Annotated in this window: 20 protein-coding genes; 15 read left to right on the top strand and 5 right to left on the bottom strand. The window is 43.9% G+C overall.

Features of this window, described 5'->3' with window-relative positions; all coding sequences use genetic code 11:
• Positions 1-3 precede the first annotated feature (3 nt).
• From mobA to V7266_RS11725, 8 genes are all read left to right on the top strand, one after another.
• Positions 4-603, top strand: a complete 600-nt coding sequence (gene mobA / locus V7266_RS11760; protein WP_335468072.1) for a molybdenum cofactor guanylyltransferase — start codon at positions 4-6, stop codon at positions 601-603.
• 36 nt (positions 604-639) lie between these two features.
• On the top strand, positions 640-1,872 hold the full coding sequence (locus V7266_RS11755; RefSeq protein ID WP_335468071.1) for a molybdopterin molybdotransferase MoeA: 1,233 nt from the start codon (positions 640-642) through the stop codon (positions 1,870-1,872).
• 13 nt (positions 1,873-1,885) lie between these two features.
• Positions 1,886-3,823 carry a molybdopterin biosynthesis protein gene (locus V7266_RS11750; RefSeq protein WP_335468070.1) on the top strand — a complete coding sequence of 646 codons (1,938 nt, stop codon included), beginning with the start codon at positions 1,886-1,888 and terminating at the stop codon, positions 3,821-3,823.
• Positions 3,820-4,287 carry a molybdenum cofactor biosynthesis protein MoaE gene (locus V7266_RS11745; RefSeq protein ID WP_335468069.1) on the top strand — a complete coding sequence of 156 codons (468 nt, stop codon included), beginning with the start codon at positions 3,820-3,822 and terminating at the stop codon, positions 4,285-4,287. Before V7266_RS11750 ends, V7266_RS11745 begins: the two co-directional genes overlap by 4 nt.
• Positions 4,280-4,513, top strand: coding sequence for a molybdopterin converting factor subunit 1 (moaD, locus tag V7266_RS11740; RefSeq protein ID WP_335468068.1), 234 nt, complete (start codon positions 4,280-4,282; stop codon positions 4,511-4,513). The genes V7266_RS11745 and moaD overlap by 8 nt, the downstream gene beginning before the upstream one ends.
• Before the next feature lie 353 nt (positions 4,514-4,866).
• Positions 4,867-5,886 carry a thiazole biosynthesis adenylyltransferase ThiF gene (locus V7266_RS11735; protein WP_335468067.1) on the top strand — a complete coding sequence of 340 codons (1,020 nt, stop codon included), beginning with the start codon at positions 4,867-4,869 and terminating at the stop codon, positions 5,884-5,886.
• Between the two features lie 273 nt (positions 5,887-6,159).
• Positions 6,160-6,468: a YwdI family protein gene (locus V7266_RS11730; protein ID WP_335468066.1), complete on the top strand. Its 309-nt coding sequence runs from the start codon at positions 6,160-6,162 to the stop codon at positions 6,466-6,468.
• A gap of 17 nt (positions 6,469-6,485) precedes the next feature.
• Complete coding sequence (locus V7266_RS11725; protein WP_335468065.1) at positions 6,486-6,857, top strand: DUF423 domain-containing protein; 372 nt, start codon at positions 6,486-6,488, stop codon at positions 6,855-6,857.
• A gap of 367 nt (positions 6,858-7,224) precedes the next feature.
• Here V7266_RS11725 and gerQ read toward each other — a convergent pair whose 3' ends face one another.
• Together gerQ and hemQ are read right to left on the bottom strand one after the other, a co-directional pair.
• The gene (gerQ, locus tag V7266_RS11720; RefSeq protein WP_335468064.1) at positions 7,225-7,698 is read right to left on the bottom strand and encodes a spore coat protein GerQ; all 474 of its coding nucleotides are present in this window, start codon (positions 7,696-7,698) and stop codon (positions 7,225-7,227) included.
• Positions 7,699-8,009: 311 nt separating this feature from the next.
• Positions 8,010-8,753: a hydrogen peroxide-dependent heme synthase gene (gene hemQ / locus V7266_RS11715; protein ID WP_335468063.1), complete on the bottom strand. Its 744-nt coding sequence runs from the start codon at positions 8,751-8,753 to the stop codon at positions 8,010-8,012.
• A 257-nt stretch (positions 8,754-9,010) separates the two neighbouring features.
• Between hemQ and pta the strand changes: the two genes are divergently transcribed.
• A complete protein-coding gene (pta, locus tag V7266_RS11710) occupies positions 9,011-9,982 on the top strand; it encodes a phosphate acetyltransferase (protein ID WP_335468062.1) in 972 nt (323 codons plus the stop codon).
• 108 nt (positions 9,983-10,090) lie between these two features.
• Positions 10,091-10,930, top strand: a complete 840-nt coding sequence (locus V7266_RS11705) for a lipoate--protein ligase family protein (RefSeq protein WP_335468061.1) — start codon at positions 10,091-10,093, stop codon at positions 10,928-10,930.
• Between the two features lie 127 nt (positions 10,931-11,057).
• Here V7266_RS11705 and V7266_RS11700 read toward each other — a convergent pair whose 3' ends face one another.
• Complete coding sequence (locus V7266_RS11700) at positions 11,058-11,831, bottom strand: RsfA family transcriptional regulator (protein WP_335468060.1); 774 nt, start codon at positions 11,829-11,831, stop codon at positions 11,058-11,060.
• 321 nt (positions 11,832-12,152) lie between these two features.
• Between V7266_RS11700 and V7266_RS11695 the strand changes: the two genes are divergently transcribed.
• From V7266_RS11695 to V7266_RS11685, 3 genes are all read left to right on the top strand, one after another.
• Positions 12,153-12,374, top strand: coding sequence for a DUF1450 domain-containing protein (locus tag V7266_RS11695; RefSeq protein WP_335468059.1), 222 nt, complete (start codon positions 12,153-12,155; stop codon positions 12,372-12,374).
• Between the two features lie 250 nt (positions 12,375-12,624).
• Positions 12,625-13,923: an HD domain-containing protein gene (locus tag V7266_RS11690; protein WP_335468058.1), complete on the top strand. Its 1,299-nt coding sequence runs from the start codon at positions 12,625-12,627 to the stop codon at positions 13,921-13,923.
• Between the two features lie 101 nt (positions 13,924-14,024).
• Positions 14,025-14,528: a YwgA family protein gene (locus V7266_RS11685; RefSeq protein WP_335468057.1), complete on the top strand. Its 504-nt coding sequence runs from the start codon at positions 14,025-14,027 to the stop codon at positions 14,526-14,528.
• Between the two features lie 146 nt (positions 14,529-14,674).
• Here the strand turns inward: V7266_RS11685 and V7266_RS11680 are convergent, their stop codons facing one another.
• Complete coding sequence (locus V7266_RS11680) at positions 14,675-14,860, bottom strand: 2-hydroxymuconate tautomerase (RefSeq protein WP_335468056.1); 186 nt, start codon at positions 14,858-14,860, stop codon at positions 14,675-14,677.
• Positions 14,861-15,054: 194 nt separating this feature from the next.
• Between V7266_RS11680 and V7266_RS11675 the strand changes: the two genes are divergently transcribed.
• Together V7266_RS11675 and V7266_RS11670 are read left to right on the top strand one after the other, a co-directional pair.
• Positions 15,055-15,708: a site-2 protease family protein gene (locus V7266_RS11675; protein WP_335468055.1), complete on the top strand. Its 654-nt coding sequence runs from the start codon at positions 15,055-15,057 to the stop codon at positions 15,706-15,708.
• 15 nt (positions 15,709-15,723) lie between these two features.
• A complete protein-coding gene (locus tag V7266_RS11670) occupies positions 15,724-16,236 on the top strand; it encodes a YwhD family protein (protein WP_335468054.1) in 513 nt (170 codons plus the stop codon).
• 198 nt (positions 16,237-16,434) lie between these two features.
• Here the strand turns inward: V7266_RS11670 and V7266_RS11665 are convergent, their stop codons facing one another.
• Complete coding sequence (locus V7266_RS11665) at positions 16,435-18,501, bottom strand: transglycosylase domain-containing protein (protein ID WP_335468053.1); 2,067 nt, start codon at positions 18,499-18,501, stop codon at positions 16,435-16,437.
• Between the last annotated feature and the right edge of the window lie 238 nt (positions 18,502-18,739).

Here is an 18,739-nt window from a genome sequence, read left to right as displayed (position 1 = left end):
TAAATGAAAGCTGCAGCTATTATTCTAGCAGGCGGGAAATCCAGCCGTATGGGCACAAACAAAGCCCTGCTGAAAATAAATGAAAAAATGAATATTGAAAGAATAGTTGACCAACTAAAATTTCTTTTTGATGATATAATTCTTGTAACAAATAATTCTGAACAATATGAATTTTTGGGTGTGCGGATGGTTCCGGATCAATACCCTGGCATGGGACCGCTTGCCGGGGTACACGCAGGCCTTACAGCTTCGGAATACGATGTTAACTTTATTGTAGCCTGTGATATGCCGTTTGTGTCTGGGGAGCTGGCTGAAGCTCTGGTTCACAATGCCTTTCACTATGATGCGGTCATACCTGTGATTAACGGCAAACAGCATCCGTTATTCTCTGTTTTTAAAAAAGAAACAGCGGCGGTTGTTGAGGAACGGCTGAAGGCAGGTCAGCTGAGGGTGAAACATCTGCTCGACCAATTGAACGTTTTGTATCTAACCGAAAAAGAACTAGAAACCTATAGTCATATGGACTTAGCTAAAGTGTTTTTTAATATGAATCATCCAGAGGAATATGAAGAAGCCAAAAAGTGGGCTGAAGCCGATTTATAACCATATCGGTTTTATTTAAGGGGGAGTAAGGGAATCATGCAATTTTTCAAAGTCAAAACAGTTGAAGAAACATTTACCTTGATTGATGAAAAAATTCCGGCCATTGAGCAAACCGAGATCAGAGAGCTCTCTCTGGCCCTCCATTATATATTAGCGGGTCCTGTGGCTGCCAAGGAAAATGTGCCGGGTTTCGATCGTTCAACTGTGGATGGTTACGCCGTCCGTGCGAAGGATACGTATGGTTCCTCTGAATCCATGCCTGGCTTTTTAACCGTTACAGGTGAAGTAAGAATGGGTGAAGTCCCAACAGTGGAAGTAACTCAAGGAACGGCTGTTTACGTTCCGACAGGCGGCATGCTTCCAAAGGGCAGTGACAGCGTTATAATGATTGAACACTGTGAGGATGTCGATACGCTCCTCAATACGTACAAGCAGATTGCTCCTGGGGAAAATGTGATTCGGGCGGGTGAAGATATTCGAGAAGGAGAAACGATTCTAAGCCCGGGTACAAAGCTCAGGCCGCAGGAATTAGGTGCGCTTGCCTCCTTAGGTGTTACACACGTGGAGGTTTTTAGAAAATTAAAAGTTGGTTATCTTTCTTCCGGTGATGAAATTGTCCCTTACCAAACAGAGACATTGCAAGAGGGGCAAATCCGCGATATAAACTATCTAACGATTGCTGGACTAGCCCGGGAGTGGAATGTCGATGTGGTATATGGGGGGATTGTCCGTGACGACTTTGCCGAATTTCGAGAGCGTGCACGCGCCCTTTATGATGAGGTTGATTGTTTAATCCTTTCAGGCGGCAGTTCGGTTGGAGCGAAGGACTATACAACAGAGGTCATTCAATCGTTAGGAGAGCCGGGAGTATTCGTTCACGGGATTAGTATTAAGCCGGGAAAACCCACCATTCTAGCAGTAGCAAATGGAAAGCCTGTAATAGGTCTCCCAGGACATCCTGCAAGTGCAATGATCATCTTTAAGCTGTTCGGTGAACGTGTACTCCGTCATCTCAAAGGAGAACAAAGCGAGCGGAAACCGGAGCGGGTTTTTGCAAAGATCACCAAGAATATCCCATCATCTATGGGCCGGGCCGATTATATCCGCGTCCGTCTCTATGAAAAAGAGAGCGAGTGGTGGGCTGAGCCGATCATCGGAAAATCTGGCTTGATTACCACATTGGTAAAAAGTGATGGTATTGTCGAGATTCGTTCAGAAAAAGAGGGAGTATCACAGGGTGAATGGGTTCCTGTGATTCCATCAAGGTAAGGGGTCTTATTCAATGGAAAACAAACAATATAAACGAAAAATTTATTTAGAAGATAAACCCCGGGCAGAAGCAAGAAAGGAAATTCTTGCAGCCTTTCAAGAGACCCCTGAAATAGAAATCATTTCAGCGGTTGACGCTCTAGGCCGTGTGACCGCTGAGCCGATCTTTGCGCATGTTTCCATGCCGCACTACCACGCCTCTGCCATGGATGGGATTGCCGTCGTTGCCGAGAGTACCTACCAGGCGCACGAACAAAATCCGCTCTATCTTAAGATTGGCAAACAGTTTTGCTTTGTAGATACGGGTAACGAGATTCCTTCACCTTTTAATGCGGTGATTATGATTGAGCATGTCCATATCGTGGACGAAGAAACGATTGAAATTATCGAACCAGCCACCCCGTGGCAGCATATCCGCCCCATTGGCGAGGATATTGTTCAGGAAGAGATGCTGTTCTCGCAAGGCCATACGTTAAGACCAGCTGATTTAGGGGTGCTGCTGGCGGCACAGCAGCTGACGGTACCGGTCGTTAAGAAGCCGGTCGTAACGATTATTCCAACGGGGAATGAATTGGTTGAGGCCCATGCTGAATTAGCACCTGGAAAAATTATTGAGTTTAACGGCACCGTTTTTTCTGGGTTTGTAAAGAATTGGGGCGGAGAGCCGAGCCTTCACAGAACTGTAAAGGATGAGCCTGAAAGGATTAAAGAAGTTCTATTGGAAGCAGCGGAAACCTCCGATATCATTGTCATTAATGCCGGATCTTCAGCAGGACGAAAGGACTTTACCGTCCATATTATCTCAGAAATCGGCGAAGTGTTTACGCATGGGGTCGCCGCACGGCCTGGTAAACCCGTCATTTTAGGAAAAATAAACGGCAAAATCGTTGTGGGTGTTCCGGGTTACCCAGTATCTGCCTATTTGGCGCTTGAATGGTTTGTTCAGCCATTAATCTGCAAGTATTTAGGGATACCTGTTCCTAAGCGGGAAACGGTATCGGTCAAGCTTGGCCGCCGCATTGTTTCCTCGATGGGAGCAGAGGATTTTATCCGAATGAATATCGGCTATGTGAATGGGCAATTTGTGGCCAATCCGCTCACCCGGGCAGCAGGGGTAACCATGTCCTATGTGCGGGCAGATGGACTGTTAATCGTCCCTCCTAACATTAGCGGCTATGAACAGGGTGATAAGGCTGAAATCGAATTATTACGTCCGCTAGAAGAAATCAAAAAAGCAATCGTGTTTAGCGGCAGCCATGATCTAACCATTGATCTGTTATCCTCTCAGTTGAAACACGAACGGACTGAGATGAAAATTGTTTCCTCCCATGTCGGCAGTATGGCTGGCATTATGGCGATCCGAAAAGGGGAGGCCCATGTAGCGGGGATTCATTTGCTAGACCCAAGTACAAAACAGTACAATATATCCTATGTAAATAAATTATTAGCAGGACAAGAAGTAATTCTTTATCCCTTTTTAAAAAGGAAGCAAGGCTGGATTCTTCCACAGGGCAATCCGCTGGGAATAGAAAACGTCACAGACTTAGTTAGGGCCGGCGCCAGCTTTGTTAATCGGCAAAAGGGAGCGGGGACCCGCATTCTTTTTGATTTGCTGCTGGAAGAAGCCGGACTTAGCGCAGAGGAAATCCCTGGTTATGAGCGCGAGATGTTTTCGCATTTAGCAGTAGCGGCGGAAGTGAAGGGTGATGTGTCTGTGGCAGGACTAGGAATTTACCCGGCGGCGAAGGCAATGGGATTAGATTTTATTCCGGTTGCGGATGAAGAATACGATTTAGTGATGATGCGGGAGTTTTATGAGAGTGACAGCGGCCGTCAGCTTATGGAAATCATCCAATCACCTGCCTTTAAAGAGCAGGTCGAGAAGATTGGCGGCTATCAAGTGGTCGATAACGCGGTACCTAAGTGTTTGACAGAAGAGGTGAAAGAATGAAGCTGTATGAAATCTCAAAGGATCCAATTGATATTCAAGCGGTGATTGATAAAGTAGTTCAACGTGAAGCCGGTGCGATTACCACCTTTATTGGGACAGTCCGGGAACTTACGAAGGGCAAGAAAACCTTGTTTTTAATCTATGAAGCTTATGAAGCAATGGCGGTCAAGAAGCTGGAGCAGATTGGCCGGGAAATAGAGGAACGCTGGGAAGGTTCTAAGGCGGCGATTACGCACCGTGTCGGCCGTTTAGATATTACCGATGTTGCGGTCGTGATTGCCATCTCAACGCCGCATCGGGCGGATGCATATGAAGCCAATCGTTATGCGATTGAACGAATTAAGGAAATCGTCCCAATCTGGAAGAAGGAACATTGGGAGGATGGCGAAGAGTGGATGGGCAATCAGCTTGAAACGGTTGCTTATCCGAGCGGTAAACCAGAGGCGGGTGATTTAGATGAATAAGGTTTTGTTCTTTGCGCATTTGCGTGATGCAGTTGGTGAAGAGTTTTTGTCGTTAGAGGCCGCTGGCAAAACGGTTGCCGATTTGAAAGCAGAATTAGCGGCTAAGTATGATTTGCCGCGGATGGATACCGTCATGACTGCTATTAATGAAGAGTTTGCCTCTAATGATGAGGTGATTCGTGAAGGCGATGAGGTTGCCTTCATTCCACCTGTAAGCGGTGGTTGATGTAAAACCAGTTGAACGAATATAAGCTCGCCAGGTAAGGCGAGTTTTTCTTATAAGATAAGAAAGTATAAATCTTGACTTCGAGAATTGTCCAGCTCCAGGCGCCAGCGGCTCGAGGTCACAAGCATATCCAGTTGCGGCTCCTTGGGACGCAAGTCTAAGCCACCCCCTGAAGATGGCAAAAAACGCCTTTTTACAGGGTGCGTCTTAGCCTAGAGTCCCAGAACAGTCGCCTCCACATTTAGTTCAATCCGTCCAAAAGGTTAAAGAACAACCTTTCGGCCGGCTCGTCTTGTGCTTGTCGCCGCTAAGCGGGCGCCTTGCGCTTTTCTTATCGATTGGGGGAAGATTTTATGAAAGAACGATATTCACGGCAGGAGCTCTTTCCGGGAATCGGCAAAGAGGGTCAGGCCAAGATTAGTCAAAAGCATGTTCTCATCATTGGGGCTGGGGCTTTAGGCTCCGGGAGTGCTGAGGTACTGACCCGGGCCGGAGTTGGGAAATTAACCATCGTTGATCGAGACTATGTGGAGTCGAGCAACCTTCAGCGCCAGCAGCTTTATACCGAAGAAGATGTGGCCGAAAAACTGCCAAAAGCAGCGGCAGCAGAAAAACGGCTGCGGGCGATTAACTCCGATGTCGAAATACGTGCGATTATTGGTGATGCCACTCCGGAACTGCTGGAAGAATGGATTGCCGGTATTGATTTAATGATCGATGCGACTGATAATTTTGAGACTCGAATGGTGATGAACGATGTTTCCCAGAAATATAACATTCCGTGGATTTATGGGGCCTGTGTCGGCAGTTTTGGGATGAGTTTTTCGATTATACCCGGGAAAGCACCATGTTTAAATTGCTTGCTGCGGACCATTCCGCTTCAAGGAATGACCTGTGATACGGGAGGAATTATATCGCCTGCTGTGCAAATGGTCATTGCCCACCAAACCGCTGAGGCCTTGAAGATGCTAGTCGAGGATTGGGATGCAGTCCGCACCACCTTTGTCAGCTTTGATTTATGGCGAAATCAATACACAAGCCTAAAAATGTCCAAAGCAAAATTTGCCGGCTGCTTGTCTTGCGGAGAGGAGCGGACTTATCCATATTTGGACCAAGAAAATAGGACAAAGACGACTGTGCTGTGCGGCCGTGATACCGTACAGATTCGGCCGTCTAGTTATGGAGATATTTCGCTTGAGAAGCTTGCGGGACAGCTAAGTTCGTTAGATTACCAAGTTAAAGGCAATCCATACTTGATATCAGTTGAAATGGGCGCGGAACGGATGGTTATTTTTCAAGATGGCCGTGCACTCATTCATGGAACGAAAGATTTGACGCATGCCAAGTCAGTCTATCAACGAATATTAGGATAAAGGGAAGCTCGGACCAAGTTTGGTTCGGGTTTTTTTGTCGATAGTAAGTATAACTTTTCAATCAGGGATATTAATGCAACTGCCCTCTGCCATTTGTACATTGCGGTTCGCCAATCGTTAAGTTTTCTACATGACCTGAAATAGGGTGTTTTTAACCTTTATTACGACATGTTTCACGTGGAACATGTCGAAAAACGGGTAAAGTCTATTTTTTCGTAAAATAGGCAATAATCATGTAGAATAATAATGAGATTGAACTTAGAGGTGTCACACATGAATATATCTGTTGAGAAATTACTGGCCAAAATAGAAACGGAATTAAGATTAGCTAAAACTAGTGCTAAAGAAGAGCACTTACGGGAAAAGATTTACTCTATTAAAATATTATGCGAACTTATACTAGATGAAAAGCAATCTAGTGTGAAACCCGCTGCAGTAACCGCACAGCCGGCCATCACACCCCAGGTCTATCAACAGCCAATAATGAATCAACAAGTATTTCAGCAGGGCTCATCCTTACAGCAGCCTAAAAAGCTTGAAATGGATGATGAGGCAAATGGGGATTCACTATTCGATTTTTAAAATGGGGGAATTTTAATATGAAAGTATTTATTATTGTTGGGGCCATTAATGCCTTTTTGGCAGTCGCGCTCGGCGCATTTGGTGCACATGGACTAAAGGACAGACTGGATGCCCATTATTTAGATATTTGGAAAACAGGTGTAACCTATCAGATGTTTCACGCCATGGGAATTCTTATGATTGGTCTGCTTCTTGGAAAAGTGCCAATGAACTCCGTATTTAATTGGTCCGGCTGGTTAATGCTGGCAGGGATTGTTTTTTTCAGCGGCAGCTTGTACCTGCTTAGCCTTACAAAAGTAAGTGTATTAGGCGCGATTACACCGATAGGCGGAGTTTGCTTTTTGGCCGCATGGGTATTAATAATCGTTGGAGCAGTAAAGAATTTTTAATGTCAAAAAGGCATTGGGCTGGTGAACTGAAAAACTTTTCAGTTCTCTAAAAACTTATAGTAACCAAAAAAGGTATAATCCTCATTTTTGATGAGGGACTATACCTTTTTTTCATTGACTAAGTAAAAGAACTCTGTTGATTGGAGCGGAAGGTGGCGAAGACTCCTGCGGGAGTACGAGACAGGGGAGACCCCGCAGGCGCTAAAGCGCAGAGGAGGCTCCCCGGCACGCCCGCAAAACTGCTTGCCGCCTGGAGCGGAAATCAACAGCCACTATACATACACAACTAACATTTCAGTGACTTTTTCAGTGCCCTTGCTGGTGGTGCAATGCCCTTTTTGTAGTCTGGGCACTTCCGCTTTTCTTTTTATCTTGGAGGATAAGTGCCTAATGATGGACCGCTGCCATATGGATATTCATACTCAATTTCTTCTGAGAATGTAATATAGTCGACCGCTACCATCGGAATGAGGAAGCGTGTGCCGACTTGCGGATCGCTTAAAATTACGTGATCCCGGCCGGCAGCTTCAATGATTCCTCTAAATTCTTTGGCATTCCACTGATTGTTTCCTTCAAAGGTTGCAAACACACTTACTAACTTTCCCTTGTTCAAACGGAGAATATTTTCGATGTATGATTGTTCAATTGGCAGCATGCCAGGAGCAGTTGCAGCACCTTGTGCTGGAGGCGTTGGCGCTCCTCCAACACCAGCCTGTGGAAATTGCTGAAAACCTTGCTGACCAGGCATGAAACCTTGACCGCCTGCGATTGGTTGTGCGCCTTGCTGGCCGGCGGCTCCGGTATAAGGCTGGAATCCTCGTGGATCGTAATATTGGTTCATCTTTTTCCCTCCTATAGAACTCATTCAATAATATTGTGGATAGACGAATGACCTAACAATTCTATTCATACTCCTTTGAACCTAAAATGGTGACAGTTTTTTTGGCTCTCTTCTCACCTCTTTTTGATGAGACTTTCGGAGCTTAATCTTGAGACTCGCTGTTTAATAGTATGAGGAAAAAGAATGATTTATGACTGGAAGAAAAGCTGATTAAGACAGAAAAAAGTTCTCAAGCACGTGCCTCGAGAACTTTAAAAAAACATTATGGATGAACCTAGATAACAAGCAGGTAACAGCGTAAGCTTTCTAGTTTAAACATGCAGGAATCTTGGAACGCGTTCTTCTTCTAGCAGGTTACCCACGAAGAAGGCTCCAAATTCGCCGTAGCGGGCGCTGACTTCGTCAAAACGCATTTCGTAGACAAGCTTCTTAAACTGGAGCACGTCTTCGGCGAATAGGGTAACGCCCCACTCGTAATCGTCGAAGCCAACAGAGCCAGTGATAATTTGTTTTACCTTGCCTGCATATGTACGGCCAATCATACCATGGCTGCGCATCATGCTGCGGCGTTCTTCCATCGGCAGCATGTACCAGTTATCATTTCCTTGACGGCGCTTGTCCATTGGGTAGAAGCAGACATGCTTCGCTTTTGGCAATGTTGGATAAAGGCGTGCAAGGATTTGCGGGTTTTGGTATGGATCTTCACCTGCTGGCAGATAGTTACTGAGTTCTACCACAGATACATAGGAATGAGCAGGAATCGTGAATTCTGCTAATTTGGATTTATTAAATTCGGTTTCGATTTCGTTTAGTTCCTCCATCGTAGGACGAAGGATCATCATCATGAAATCAGCTTTTTGGCCGACGATTGTATATAAAGCATGGCTGCCTTCTTTACGTTCTTGTGTTTCGTTCCATTTTTCAACCAGACTTAAGAACTCGTTAATGGCCGCTTCGCGTTCATCAACCGGAAGCATTTTCCAAGTTGTCCAATCAACAGTGCGGAAATCATGAAGGCAATACCAGCCATCAAGCGTTTGTGCTGCTTCACTCATTATAATCACTCCTAGATAATCATTCTTCTTATTACCAATCTTAACTATATCATAGTTTGGCCAAGTGCCGCCTTAATAAAACTCTAAATGTAGAGAAGGGGATATTTTTATAAAAAAGGGTAAATAGTAAAGGTAAGAGTGCAATTTTTTGAAAAAAAAAACTTTTTAATGAAACCGCTGCCTGTGACGTGCATTGCTTGAAATTTCACCTTGGTAAAGTATGCTAGAAGGGTAGTTTTTCTAAGGAGGATATTGTCGTGAGTGATTTATTTGAAGGTTTAAAGCAGAAGATTTCTGGACGCGATTTACGAATTGTTTTTCCAGAGGGATTAGATGAGCGGATTATTCGTGCAGCCAGTCGTTTGGCTGAGGAAAATTTACTTACACCTATTTTAGTAGGGAACATTGAACAGGTGCAGGCAAAAGCAAAAGAAGTTGGCGTTTCTGTGGACTCAGCAGAAATTTATGATCCGGCTACATATGCAGGTATGGATGAGTTAGTGGCGGCATTTGTTGATCGCCGTAAAGGTAAGGCAACAGAAGAGGATGCCCGCAAAATTTTGCTGGATGAAAATTATTTTGGGACCATGCTTGTTTATTTAAATAAAGCACATGGTCTTGTCAGTGGCGCGGCCCACTCTACAGCTGATACGGTGCGCCCTGCACTTCAAATTATTAAAACAAAAGCTGGCGTGAAGAAAACGTCTGGTGTGTTCATTATGGTTCGTGAAGATGAGAAATATGTATTTGCTGATTGTGCAATTAATATTGCACCTGACAGCAATGATTTAGCGGAGATTGCCATTGAGAGTGCGAAAACGGCGGAAATGTTTGATATCGAGCCTCGGATTGCGATGTTAAGCTTTTCAACTAAGGGTTCAGCTAAATCTCCGGAAACCGAGCGTGTCGCTGAGGCTGTAGCAGAAGCAAAACGCCGCGATGCATCGCTTGTATTGGACGGCGAATTCCAGTTTGATGCTGCGTTTGTTCCATCTGTTGCAAAAAGTAAAGCACCTGGTTCTGTGCTACAAGGTGATGCAAATGTATTTATTTTCCCAAGCCTTGAAGCAGGAAACATCGGCTATAAAATTGCACAGCGTTTAGGCGGATTTGAGGCAGTTGGCCCGATTTTACAAGGGTTAAATGCACCGGTTAATGACCTGTCTCGCGGCTGTAACGAAGAAGATGTATACAAGCTTGCGTTAATTACAGCAGCACAAGGATTATAATAAAGAATGGGCTGGTCCAAAAGAGGACTGGCTCTTTTTTTGCGCGGCTGTTTAAGTTGGCATCTTTTTGATAAAATAATCCTATCTAATCATTAAGGAGTTACAAAAATGGAAGGTTTACTGCGCCAGCACGAGTGGCGGATCATTGATCAGTCGGCGGTTGGGATTCATTTTCAAGCATTACAATCCTTTGGAACAGATGATACCTTATGTGCGTCTGTTGGGGCTGGTGAGGCACCGGCAACGGCACGGACATGGGTTCATCATAATACAGTTGTGTTGGGGATCCAGGATACGAGATTGCCATTTTTACAGGAAGGCATCCAATTTTTAACTTCCCAAGGATATCAGCCAATTGTTCGGAATTCCGGCGGGTTAGCGGTTGTGCTGGATGAGGGTGTCCTTAATATTTCGCTCATTTTTCCAGAGGTTGAAAAGGGCATCGATATTAATCGTGGCTATGATGTCATGTGGGAATTGATTCAACAAATGTTCGCCGATTTTCCAGTATCGATTGACGCGCGGGAAATTGTCGGCTCGTATTGCCCGGGAAGTTATGATCTAAGTATCGGCGGGAAAAAGTTTGCAGGTATTTCACAGCGCCGTTTAAAAAAAGGAGTGGCAGTGCAGATTTATTTGTGCGTCAATGGGAGCGGTGAAAAGCGGGCGGAGCTTGTACGGGACTTCTATCAGCTTGCGAAAAAACAAGAGCAAACCAAATTTTCCTATCCAGAGGTTGTTCCGGCGGTGATGGCCTCCTTGTCCGAATTGCTTGGTGTTGATTTGACCATTAGCGATGTAATGCTGCGGCTGTTAAATTGCTTAAACATGAATAGTGAACACTTGTATGCAGGGCAGCTCAATGAATTCGAGCTGGAGTTTTTTCCTGGGTACTACCAACGTGTAGTAGACCGTAATGAAAAAATTGCGGAGATGGTGAAAGGGTAGGCTGTTCAGCACTGCCGGATCGATAGCCATATAAAAAAGCCGTAGATCTATTCAATAGATTTCCGGCTTTCTATATTAAGTGCTGCTGCGCTCTGCCTCTTCTCCCTTAATTCCTTTGGAAAGCTTATTATTCTGCTACTTTTTCTAGGTTTCCGTTTCGGTCCATTTTGAATTTAGTAGCGGGTCTTTCCTCTTCTTCAAATAATACAAGTTTACGGGCACGATTCATGATTTTCATCAGTGTCTCATAATCTTCTTGAATGGTTTCTGTATTTTGCTCTAGACCTTCAATTTTTGCGGTCATTTCCTCGTTTTGCTTCCGTAACTCAGCAATTTCTCTTTTCAATCTTTCATTCTCACTTTTTAGTGCTTCATTTTGCAGATTGGCATGATGAAAGTTTTGTAAATAAGAGATAACCGAATCAAGTGTTAGTCCACCTGTAGGTGCAGCCGTTCGGTAGGTTTGTGCTGCCACTGGCTTGACATACGTTTCGACGGCCATTTCTGTCTGCATATCTGGCATATCTGGAATTTCTGACATTTCCGGTATGTCCATAATGGTTTCCATCGGCATTTCGACATGCATTGGTGCGAGTGTTTCTATTTCATCTGTAGCAGGTACCGGCGGATTGTAGAGCAGCTTTTTCTTGCCGCCTTGTTCTTTTCCTAATACTCTTTGTCTTTGTTTTCGTTGCTTTTTCGCTAGTTGTAGTGCTTTTTCATAGCGATGGCGTACGACGGCATTCCATCTGAAGCCACAGGCTGCTGACGTGCGGTTTAGTTTGTCCCCTACCTCTTCGAAAGCATTTAGCTGGGTGCTGCCTTCCCTTACATGACGAAGAACGGTTTCAGCTAATAGTAAGTCATTTTCATCTGTCCATGCATCTTGACGAACTTTCATATTATTCAACTCCCTAAATGAATTTACCAATTTGTCAGTTCCTTTGACTGACTTTTAAAGTTCTAGTCTTAGGATGGACAAGTTTTTCAAGGTTTATACCAAAATGAATACAAGGATAGTAGATTTTTTAACTTAAAGATTCTAGACGGTTTTGACAAGAGTTGCTAATGATTTCAGCTTGCATTGAAAAAAAAGAACCTGTAAAATGACCTATGGAGTTAGACCGTTTGTTAGATAAATGTATTTGGCCAATTACGAATGGTTTTAATTGGATAAAATAGTGAGTAGATAATAGATTGTCGATAGAAAGGGGTGGATGGAATGTCCAATGAATTTCGTGTTTGTGATGATTGTCAGGCCGTGAATTTAAAGACATTGATCCCTCGTTTGAAAGAAATCGATCCGGATGCGGAAATTAAAGTTGGCTGCCAATCCTATTGCGGTCCCGGTCGAAAAAAGACCTTTGCCTTCGTTAATAACAGACCTGTAGCAGCATTAACGGAAGAGGAATTAATGGAGAAGGTAAATAAAAAGATTAAGTAAAGCTGTGGCAGAAAAATAGATACTCAACAAGAGAATCACCTACGTCCTCCTAGACCACAGGTGATTTTTCTTTTTGCTTTGGTGCCTGTCACCATTTATCATTCGCTAATAGTAGAAATGGTGCCCAACGACCTTAATGTCGAAATATCCTGCGGAATTTTGTTGGTTTTTGGTATATAATAGGAATAATGATTTTACTGGCCGATTGGCAGTAGGAAAGTAAGGCATGTTAAGAGGAAGAGGGTATTCCATGCAATATTCGGCTGAAAAGTTAACGGAAGAAAAAGTGTTTAAAGATCCCGTCCATCGCTATGTTCATGTCCAGGATCGAGTGATATGGGATTTAATTGGAACGAAAGAGTTTCAGCGTCTGCGCCGGATTAAGCAGCTCGGAACCACTTTTTTAACCTTTCACGGTGCAGAACACAGCAGATTTAACCATTCTCTTGGCGTATATGAGATTGTACGCCGCATCATCGATGATGTCTTTGCAGGCAGACCGGAATGGAACCATGAAGAACGATTGCTTACATTATGTGCGGCGCTTCTCCACGACCTTGGGCACGGCCCATTTTCCCACTCCTTTGAAAAAGTATTTGATTTTGACCATGAAGACTTAACTCGAGCAATCATCTTGGGAAATACAGAAGTCAATAAGGTGCTTCAAAGAATTAGCCCTGATTTTCCAACGCAGGTTGCGGAGGTCATAGCCAAAACATCTGGGAAAAAGCTGGTTGTCAGCATGATTTCTAGTCAGATTGATGCCGACCGGATGGATTACCTGCAGCGGGATGCCTATTTTACGGGGGTCAGCTACGGTCAGTTTGATATGGAACGGATTCTACGGGTGATGCGGCCAAGGGAAGAGCAGGTCGTGATTAAAAAGAGCGGCATGCATGCGGTGGAAGACTATATTATGAGCCGTTATCAGATGTACTGGCAGGTATACTTTCATCCTGTTTCGCGAAGTGCGGAAGTGATTTTAACGAAAATTCTTCACCGTGCGAAGTTCCTCTATGAGAATAACTACTCTTTTAAATTGGAGCCGATTCACTTTACCTCTCTTTTTAAAGAGGAAGTGACATTAGAAGACTATTTAAAATTAGATGAGTCTGTGTGTTTTTATTACTTTCAAATTTGGCAGGAAGAGCAGGATCCGATTATTAGCGACCTTTGCCGGCGCTTTGTAAATCGCAATCTATTTAAGTATGCAGAATTTGACCCTGCCAAGGAATACAAGAAGCTTGCGGAATTAACTGTTTTATTTGGAAAAGCAGGCATCGACCCCGACTATTATTTGGTGGTTGATTCATCATCGGATTTGCCTTATGACTTCTACCGCCCAGGCGAGGAAGAAGAACGCCTGCCGATTCATTTGTTAATGAAAAATGGGGAATTACGAGAACTTTCCAGGGAATCAGAAATCGTTGATGCTATTTCCGGAAAAAGGAGAACGGACCATAAACTCTATTACCCAGCTGACTTCTTAGAAGACGATTCCAGCCAAAAAGAACTAAAAAAGCAAATTCGCACCCTTTTAGATAGTTAATGGTGCCTGTCACCATTAGAGGTCTTAACATAGTAATAATATGAGAAATGGTGCCTGTCACCGATAGAGATCTGTTTAGATGGAGTAGGAGATGACGAATATTGTTAAAAGATCATGCTAAGCTGATGCAGGCGATAATGGTTTCTGGTGAGATTACTGGGAGAAAAAAGCTGCAGAAGATGATATATATTGCGAAGAAGGTAGATTTCCCTTTTCATGAGCGGTTCCAGTTTCATTTTTACGGTCCCTATTCAGAGGAATTAACCACGAGAGTAGAAGAACTCTGTAATATGGGATTTTTGAATGAGGTAAAAGAGAAAAAAGGCGGATACTACCAATATCGCTATACCCTGACAGACTCGGGGAAAGAGTTTTTAAGCTTAAATGAAGTAGAGATGCCGTGTTTAGAGGATTGCTTTAATGATATGAACGAACAAAATGCTAGATTCCTCGAGCTAGTTTCAACGGTTTTGTATTTTGATAATCTCTCAAAAGCGGAAGTGGCGGATAAAGTATTCACACTAAAGGCAAGCCAGCGTTATACGCTGGATGAAGTTGATGAGGCTTATCAATACATTGAAACCCTTAAAGGGAAAGTTCAATAAAAATACAACGAAACCGCCGGGTTCAGGTCTAAGAGAAGACCAAACCTAGGCGGTTTTTTGGTAGAGAAGAAGAAACAATATTGTGAAAATTTCACATGGTGCCTGTCACCATTGCTCCTATTTCTACTCATTTCACCGTGTCTGCTTTATTTATCGCTTGCGCGGACGCCTGCTACTGCGTAGTGGTTTTTGCTCATTTCTTCGATGAAGACGGTGATTTTTTCTTTTGGGGCACCGACTGTTTCGCTGACGGCGTCAGTTACTTTTTCGACCAAGGCGCGCTTTTGGTCTTCGCTGCGTCCTTCAAGCATCTTTACTGTTACATATGGCATCTTTCTTTCCTCCTTTTAAATGAACTATTAGTAGTGTTCCATAAACAAACGAAAAGCGCAATATTTTGCGCACTTTTGATTTTCTTTTTACAAGCGGTATCAGTTATACTTAAAGAAATACAGAAGTAATGGTTCAAATGATACATGGTTTAGCCATTCATCTTAACGGTTTATAATAAGGAAGGAGAAATGAAATGGATGGATTCCACACGGCCTACCCACTGAGGTTAATTCCCTATGTGGCGATTACCCTTATTTTTGCCTTCACATTCCATGAATTTGCCCATGCCTATGTAGCCTATAAATTTGGCGATAATACGGCGAAAAAGCAAGGCCGCCTGACCCTAAATCCCCTCCGGCATCTTGACCCGATCGGAACGATTCTCATCTTTCTTGCAGGATTTGGCTGGGCTCGTCCTGTACCGGTCAATCGTTTTTATTTTAAAAAACCGCGTCTTGCCGGCATTTTGGTTTCAGCAGCAGGCCCTCTTTCAAATCTTATTTTAGCCTCAATCGGTTTTATTGTTGGATATGGCCTGATGCGTTTCGGTGTAGCCTCGTCTGTACATTTTGATGAATTCCTAATGATTTTTATTAATTTAAACATCGTTTTGTTTATTTTCAATTTGATCCCGCTCCCGCCGCTAGATGGCTACAGAATACTAGAGGACCTTGCGCCTCATCATGTTCGTGCGAAAATGACACAATATGAACAGTACGGAATGCTGATCTTTTTAGTTCTCGTGATTACCCCGCTCGACCAATTTACGATTCAGCCTATTTTTAGCTTCATCGTCCCAGGGGTAAGGGAAGGATTAAGTAATTTCTTCTATACACTTTTTTTCTAGGAGGTTTATCATTCAATGGAAGAAAATAAGAAAAAACTTGGTTTTAATATTATTAAAAAAAGTGACCCCATGGCCGGACATAAAGGGTTTGGAAAAGGGGCATTGAGTCTGGATAATGTTTCCCCAGTGTTTATCGATATTGAGGCAGGCGAGGCCGAGATTGATATCGGCGCTATGCATGCCCGAAGTGCCGTCGAGAAGGGAATTAAATTTTTGCCTAATAAAGAAGAAGTTCCAAACGGGAAACCTTACTGGCTGGTTTGGGTTACGATTGACCGCAATGAAGAAGGCCCTTATTATGCGGGGGTGACCGCTTGCTATATGACCGTGGACCGTGAAATCCGCCGCGGCTACAAATCATTGCCGGAACATGTCAACCGGATGGATAAATCACTTAAGCGCCATATTATTGTCGATGTAATGGATGATCCATCTAAAAAGGTATTGGCAGATTTCCTGCGTGCCCACAACGAGGTATTATGGGAAAACTCTTCTGAGGAACTGAAAAATGGACTTTTAGCAGAATAATTTTTTTAGAAAAATTAGCAATATTAATTCTTGAAGTTTTTTCTAAAAATAAGGTAAGATATAGTCAGTGTGAAAACACTGTAAAACTAGGACAAGAAAAGCTCCGGAGCAATCCGGAGCTTTTCTATATGTTGAAGCTGTCGCACTGAATCAAGGCCTTTCTTAAAAGATGTCCAGCTCCAGGCGCCTTCCGCTTTTCTATTCCCAAGGCATTATTTTCTTATACCAAGGTACCTTTTTCTCCTCTGTATTCTTTTTATTTCCGTGAGGAGCGTTCTTTAAGTGATCGGTGCAATATTCAGTTGGTTCGGTGCCTTTGACGAAGTAGGTGAAACGGCGGACAGGGCAATCCTTTGTCGCCAGTTTTCCGTTATCCGGATCCACATACAGCCCAATTACACCCTCTTTTGGCGCCTTAAACGCCTTAACCGGCTTCCCTTTTAAGGCATCCTCCATAAAGTCGGCCCAAATCTTCTTAGCGTATGACTTTTCCGCAACCATATCAATGGGTTTCCCAACGTCATAGCCCGCCCAAACGGCTGTAACCAGCTGCGGTGAATAGCCAATCATCCAGCTGTCCGTTTCCGTTGAGCCAGACTTACCAGCATACGGACGAGTAATATCTTTTATCACCGTGCTTCCGGTTACCTTTGCATAGCCATTTAACTTCGAATCAAAGACCCCCGTTAACATTTGAGTCATGACGTACGCTCTGGCCGCATTTAAAACCCGCTCATGATGCTCGTCTTTTTCAAAAATGACGTTGCCATTGTAGTCTTCCACTCTGGTAATTAACTCGGGATGTACTCGTTTTCCTCCGTTCGCAAACATGCTATAGGCATTGGCCATATCGATCATCCGGACTCCAGAGGTCCCTAATGCAAGGGAAGGCACCTCCGCCATTTTCGTAGACAAACCGAATTTTTTTGCAGCCTCAATTAAAGTATCTTCTCCTAAAAATAAATGAGTTTTGACGGCAAAAATATTATCAGACACGGCAATAGCCCGGGCCAGCGTAATTTCCCCTTTTGCATATTTATTATTGAAGTTATGTGGTGTGTAATCCGCCTGACCATCATCAAAATGAAAGGTCGTATACTCGCTCCGCATCGTAGACGATGGGGTAAATCCATGCTCAAGGGCAGCATAATACAACAAAGGCTTGATAGTTGATCCAGGCTGCCTGATGGCTTGAACGGCGCGGTTAAATGGACTTTTTTCATAATCACGGCCGCCGACCATTGCCTTGACATCACCGGTTTTCGGATCCATGGCGACAAGGCCGACCTGAATGTCGGAGGAGCTGGCCACTTTTTCTTTGATTTGGCTTTCAGCTGCTTCTTGCTGTTTTATATTAAGAGTCGTATAGACCTTTAGCCCGCCTAAGGCAATCGTGCGTTCATCTAAATGAAGCTGGTTTTTGAGCGCATTCCGAACGGCATCCTGAAAGTAAGGAGCTACTTTAATCTTTTGGGTGGTGTGAACGCCCTCTAAATGAAGCGGTGCCGCCGCGGCAGCCTGTGCTGCTTTTTTAGAAATATAGCCGTTTTCAACCATGGTTTGTAAAATAATTGCCTGACGAGTTTTGGCTTTTTCCATGTTGGCCAGCGGTGAATAGATTCCTGGCCCCTTTGGAATTCCTGAGAGCATGCTTGCCTCAGCAAGGGTTAATTGGGAGGCTTTTTTTCCAAAATAATATTGGCTGGCTGCTTCCACTCCATAGGCTCCGTTGCCGTAATAAATAGTATTTAAATAGCCTTCAAGAATGTCCTTTTTGGAATAGTTCATCTCGAGGCGGATAGTATAAAACGCCTCGGTCAGCTTACGCTTCCAGGTTTTGTCGTGCTCAAGGAAGAGATTTCGGGCATATTGCTGGGTAATCGTACTCGCCCCCTGCACTTTGGCAAAGGCTTGAACGTCGGCGACGACTGCCCCGGCAATTCGTTTAAAATCAAAGCCATGATGATGGTAAAAGTTTTTATCCTCGACGGAGACAGTGGCATTGACTAAGTCTGGTGAAATATCTTTCATGTTGACCCAGTAGCGTTTTTGACCGCTGTTACTTTCGCCGATCAAGGTGCCATTGTCAGCGAAAAATAACGTCGATTGCGGGACAGCAAGCGGCGGTGGCCCTAGTATTTTTGCATACCCAAGAACGCCGGCAAAGAGGATGAGCATACAAATCATGCCTATCAAACTGATGATAATAAACGCCCGCAGATATTTGATTGTCTTTCGAAACCCTTGATCAGTCATGATTTCCATTATGTTCACCACCCCTTAAAAGCGGAAGCGCTTTGGTCAGCCCCGACAAGCGCTGGAGGGCCTGGCGGTGAAGTCGTTCTTTGACTTCATCGACGGGACCGAAGCGACCTCGAGGGGCTAAGCGCTGTAGCTAGATATGTTTAAGATTTACACTTTTAAAAATTAGATAGTCATAGTATTGAAAAAATAGAGTCATTTTAAACATTCATGGAAAAATTATTTAAATTTTGCTAGACTT

The sequence above is a fragment of the Neobacillus drentensis genome (assembly GCF_036965645.1).
GTDB classification, from domain to species: domain Bacteria; phylum Bacillota; class Bacilli; order Bacillales; family Cytobacillaceae; genus Neobacillus; species Neobacillus drentensis_D.
The sequence above is the reverse complement of the archived record's forward strand: the minus strand, read 5'-3'. Positions and strand labels throughout refer to the sequence as shown.

What these genes read in the sequence shown, in the direction of transcription:
- V7266_RS11665 (WP_335468053.1), bottom strand. Translation starts at nt 18,501, where the DNA reads ATGGAAATCATGACTGATCAAGGGTTTCGAAAGACAATCAAATATCTG.
- gerQ (WP_335468064.1), bottom strand. Translation starts at nt 7,698, where the DNA reads ATGAACCAATATTACGATCCACGAGGATTCCAGCCTTATACCGGAGCC.
- V7266_RS11675 (WP_335468055.1), top strand. Translation starts at nt 15,055, where the DNA reads ATGGATGGATTCCACACGGCCTACCCACTGAGGTTAATTCCCTATGTG.
- V7266_RS11735 (WP_335468067.1), top strand. Translation starts at nt 4,867, where the DNA reads ATGAAAGAACGATATTCACGGCAGGAGCTCTTTCCGGGAATCGGCAAA.
- V7266_RS11745 (WP_335468069.1), top strand. Translation starts at nt 3,820, where the DNA reads ATGAAGCTGTATGAAATCTCAAAGGATCCAATTGATATTCAAGCGGTG.
- V7266_RS11700 (WP_335468060.1), bottom strand. Translation starts at nt 11,831, where the DNA reads ATGAAAGTTCGTCAAGATGCATGGACAGATGAAAATGACTTACTATTA.
- V7266_RS11690 (WP_335468058.1), top strand. Translation starts at nt 12,625, where the DNA reads ATGCAATATTCGGCTGAAAAGTTAACGGAAGAAAAAGTGTTTAAAGAT.
- mobA (WP_335468072.1), top strand. Translation starts at nt 4, where the DNA reads ATGAAAGCTGCAGCTATTATTCTAGCAGGCGGGAAATCCAGCCGTATG.
- V7266_RS11705 (WP_335468061.1), top strand. Translation starts at nt 10,091, where the DNA reads ATGGAAGGTTTACTGCGCCAGCACGAGTGGCGGATCATTGATCAGTCG.
- moaD (WP_335468068.1), top strand. Translation starts at nt 4,280, where the DNA reads ATGAATAAGGTTTTGTTCTTTGCGCATTTGCGTGATGCAGTTGGTGAA.
- V7266_RS11680 (WP_335468056.1), bottom strand. Translation starts at nt 14,860, where the DNA reads ATGCCATATGTAACAGTAAAGATGCTTGAAGGACGCAGCGAAGACCAA.
- hemQ (WP_335468063.1), bottom strand. Translation starts at nt 8,753, where the DNA reads ATGAGTGAAGCAGCACAAACGCTTGATGGCTGGTATTGCCTTCATGAT.
- V7266_RS11750 (WP_335468070.1), top strand. Translation starts at nt 1,886, where the DNA reads ATGGAAAACAAACAATATAAACGAAAAATTTATTTAGAAGATAAACCC.
- V7266_RS11670 (WP_335468054.1), top strand. Translation starts at nt 15,724, where the DNA reads ATGGAAGAAAATAAGAAAAAACTTGGTTTTAATATTATTAAAAAAAGT.
- V7266_RS11755 (WP_335468071.1), top strand. Translation starts at nt 640, where the DNA reads ATGCAATTTTTCAAAGTCAAAACAGTTGAAGAAACATTTACCTTGATT.
- V7266_RS11725 (WP_335468065.1), top strand. Translation starts at nt 6,486, where the DNA reads ATGAAAGTATTTATTATTGTTGGGGCCATTAATGCCTTTTTGGCAGTC.
- V7266_RS11730 (WP_335468066.1), top strand. Translation starts at nt 6,160, where the DNA reads ATGAATATATCTGTTGAGAAATTACTGGCCAAAATAGAAACGGAATTA.
- V7266_RS11695 (WP_335468059.1), top strand. Translation starts at nt 12,153, where the DNA reads ATGTCCAATGAATTTCGTGTTTGTGATGATTGTCAGGCCGTGAATTTA.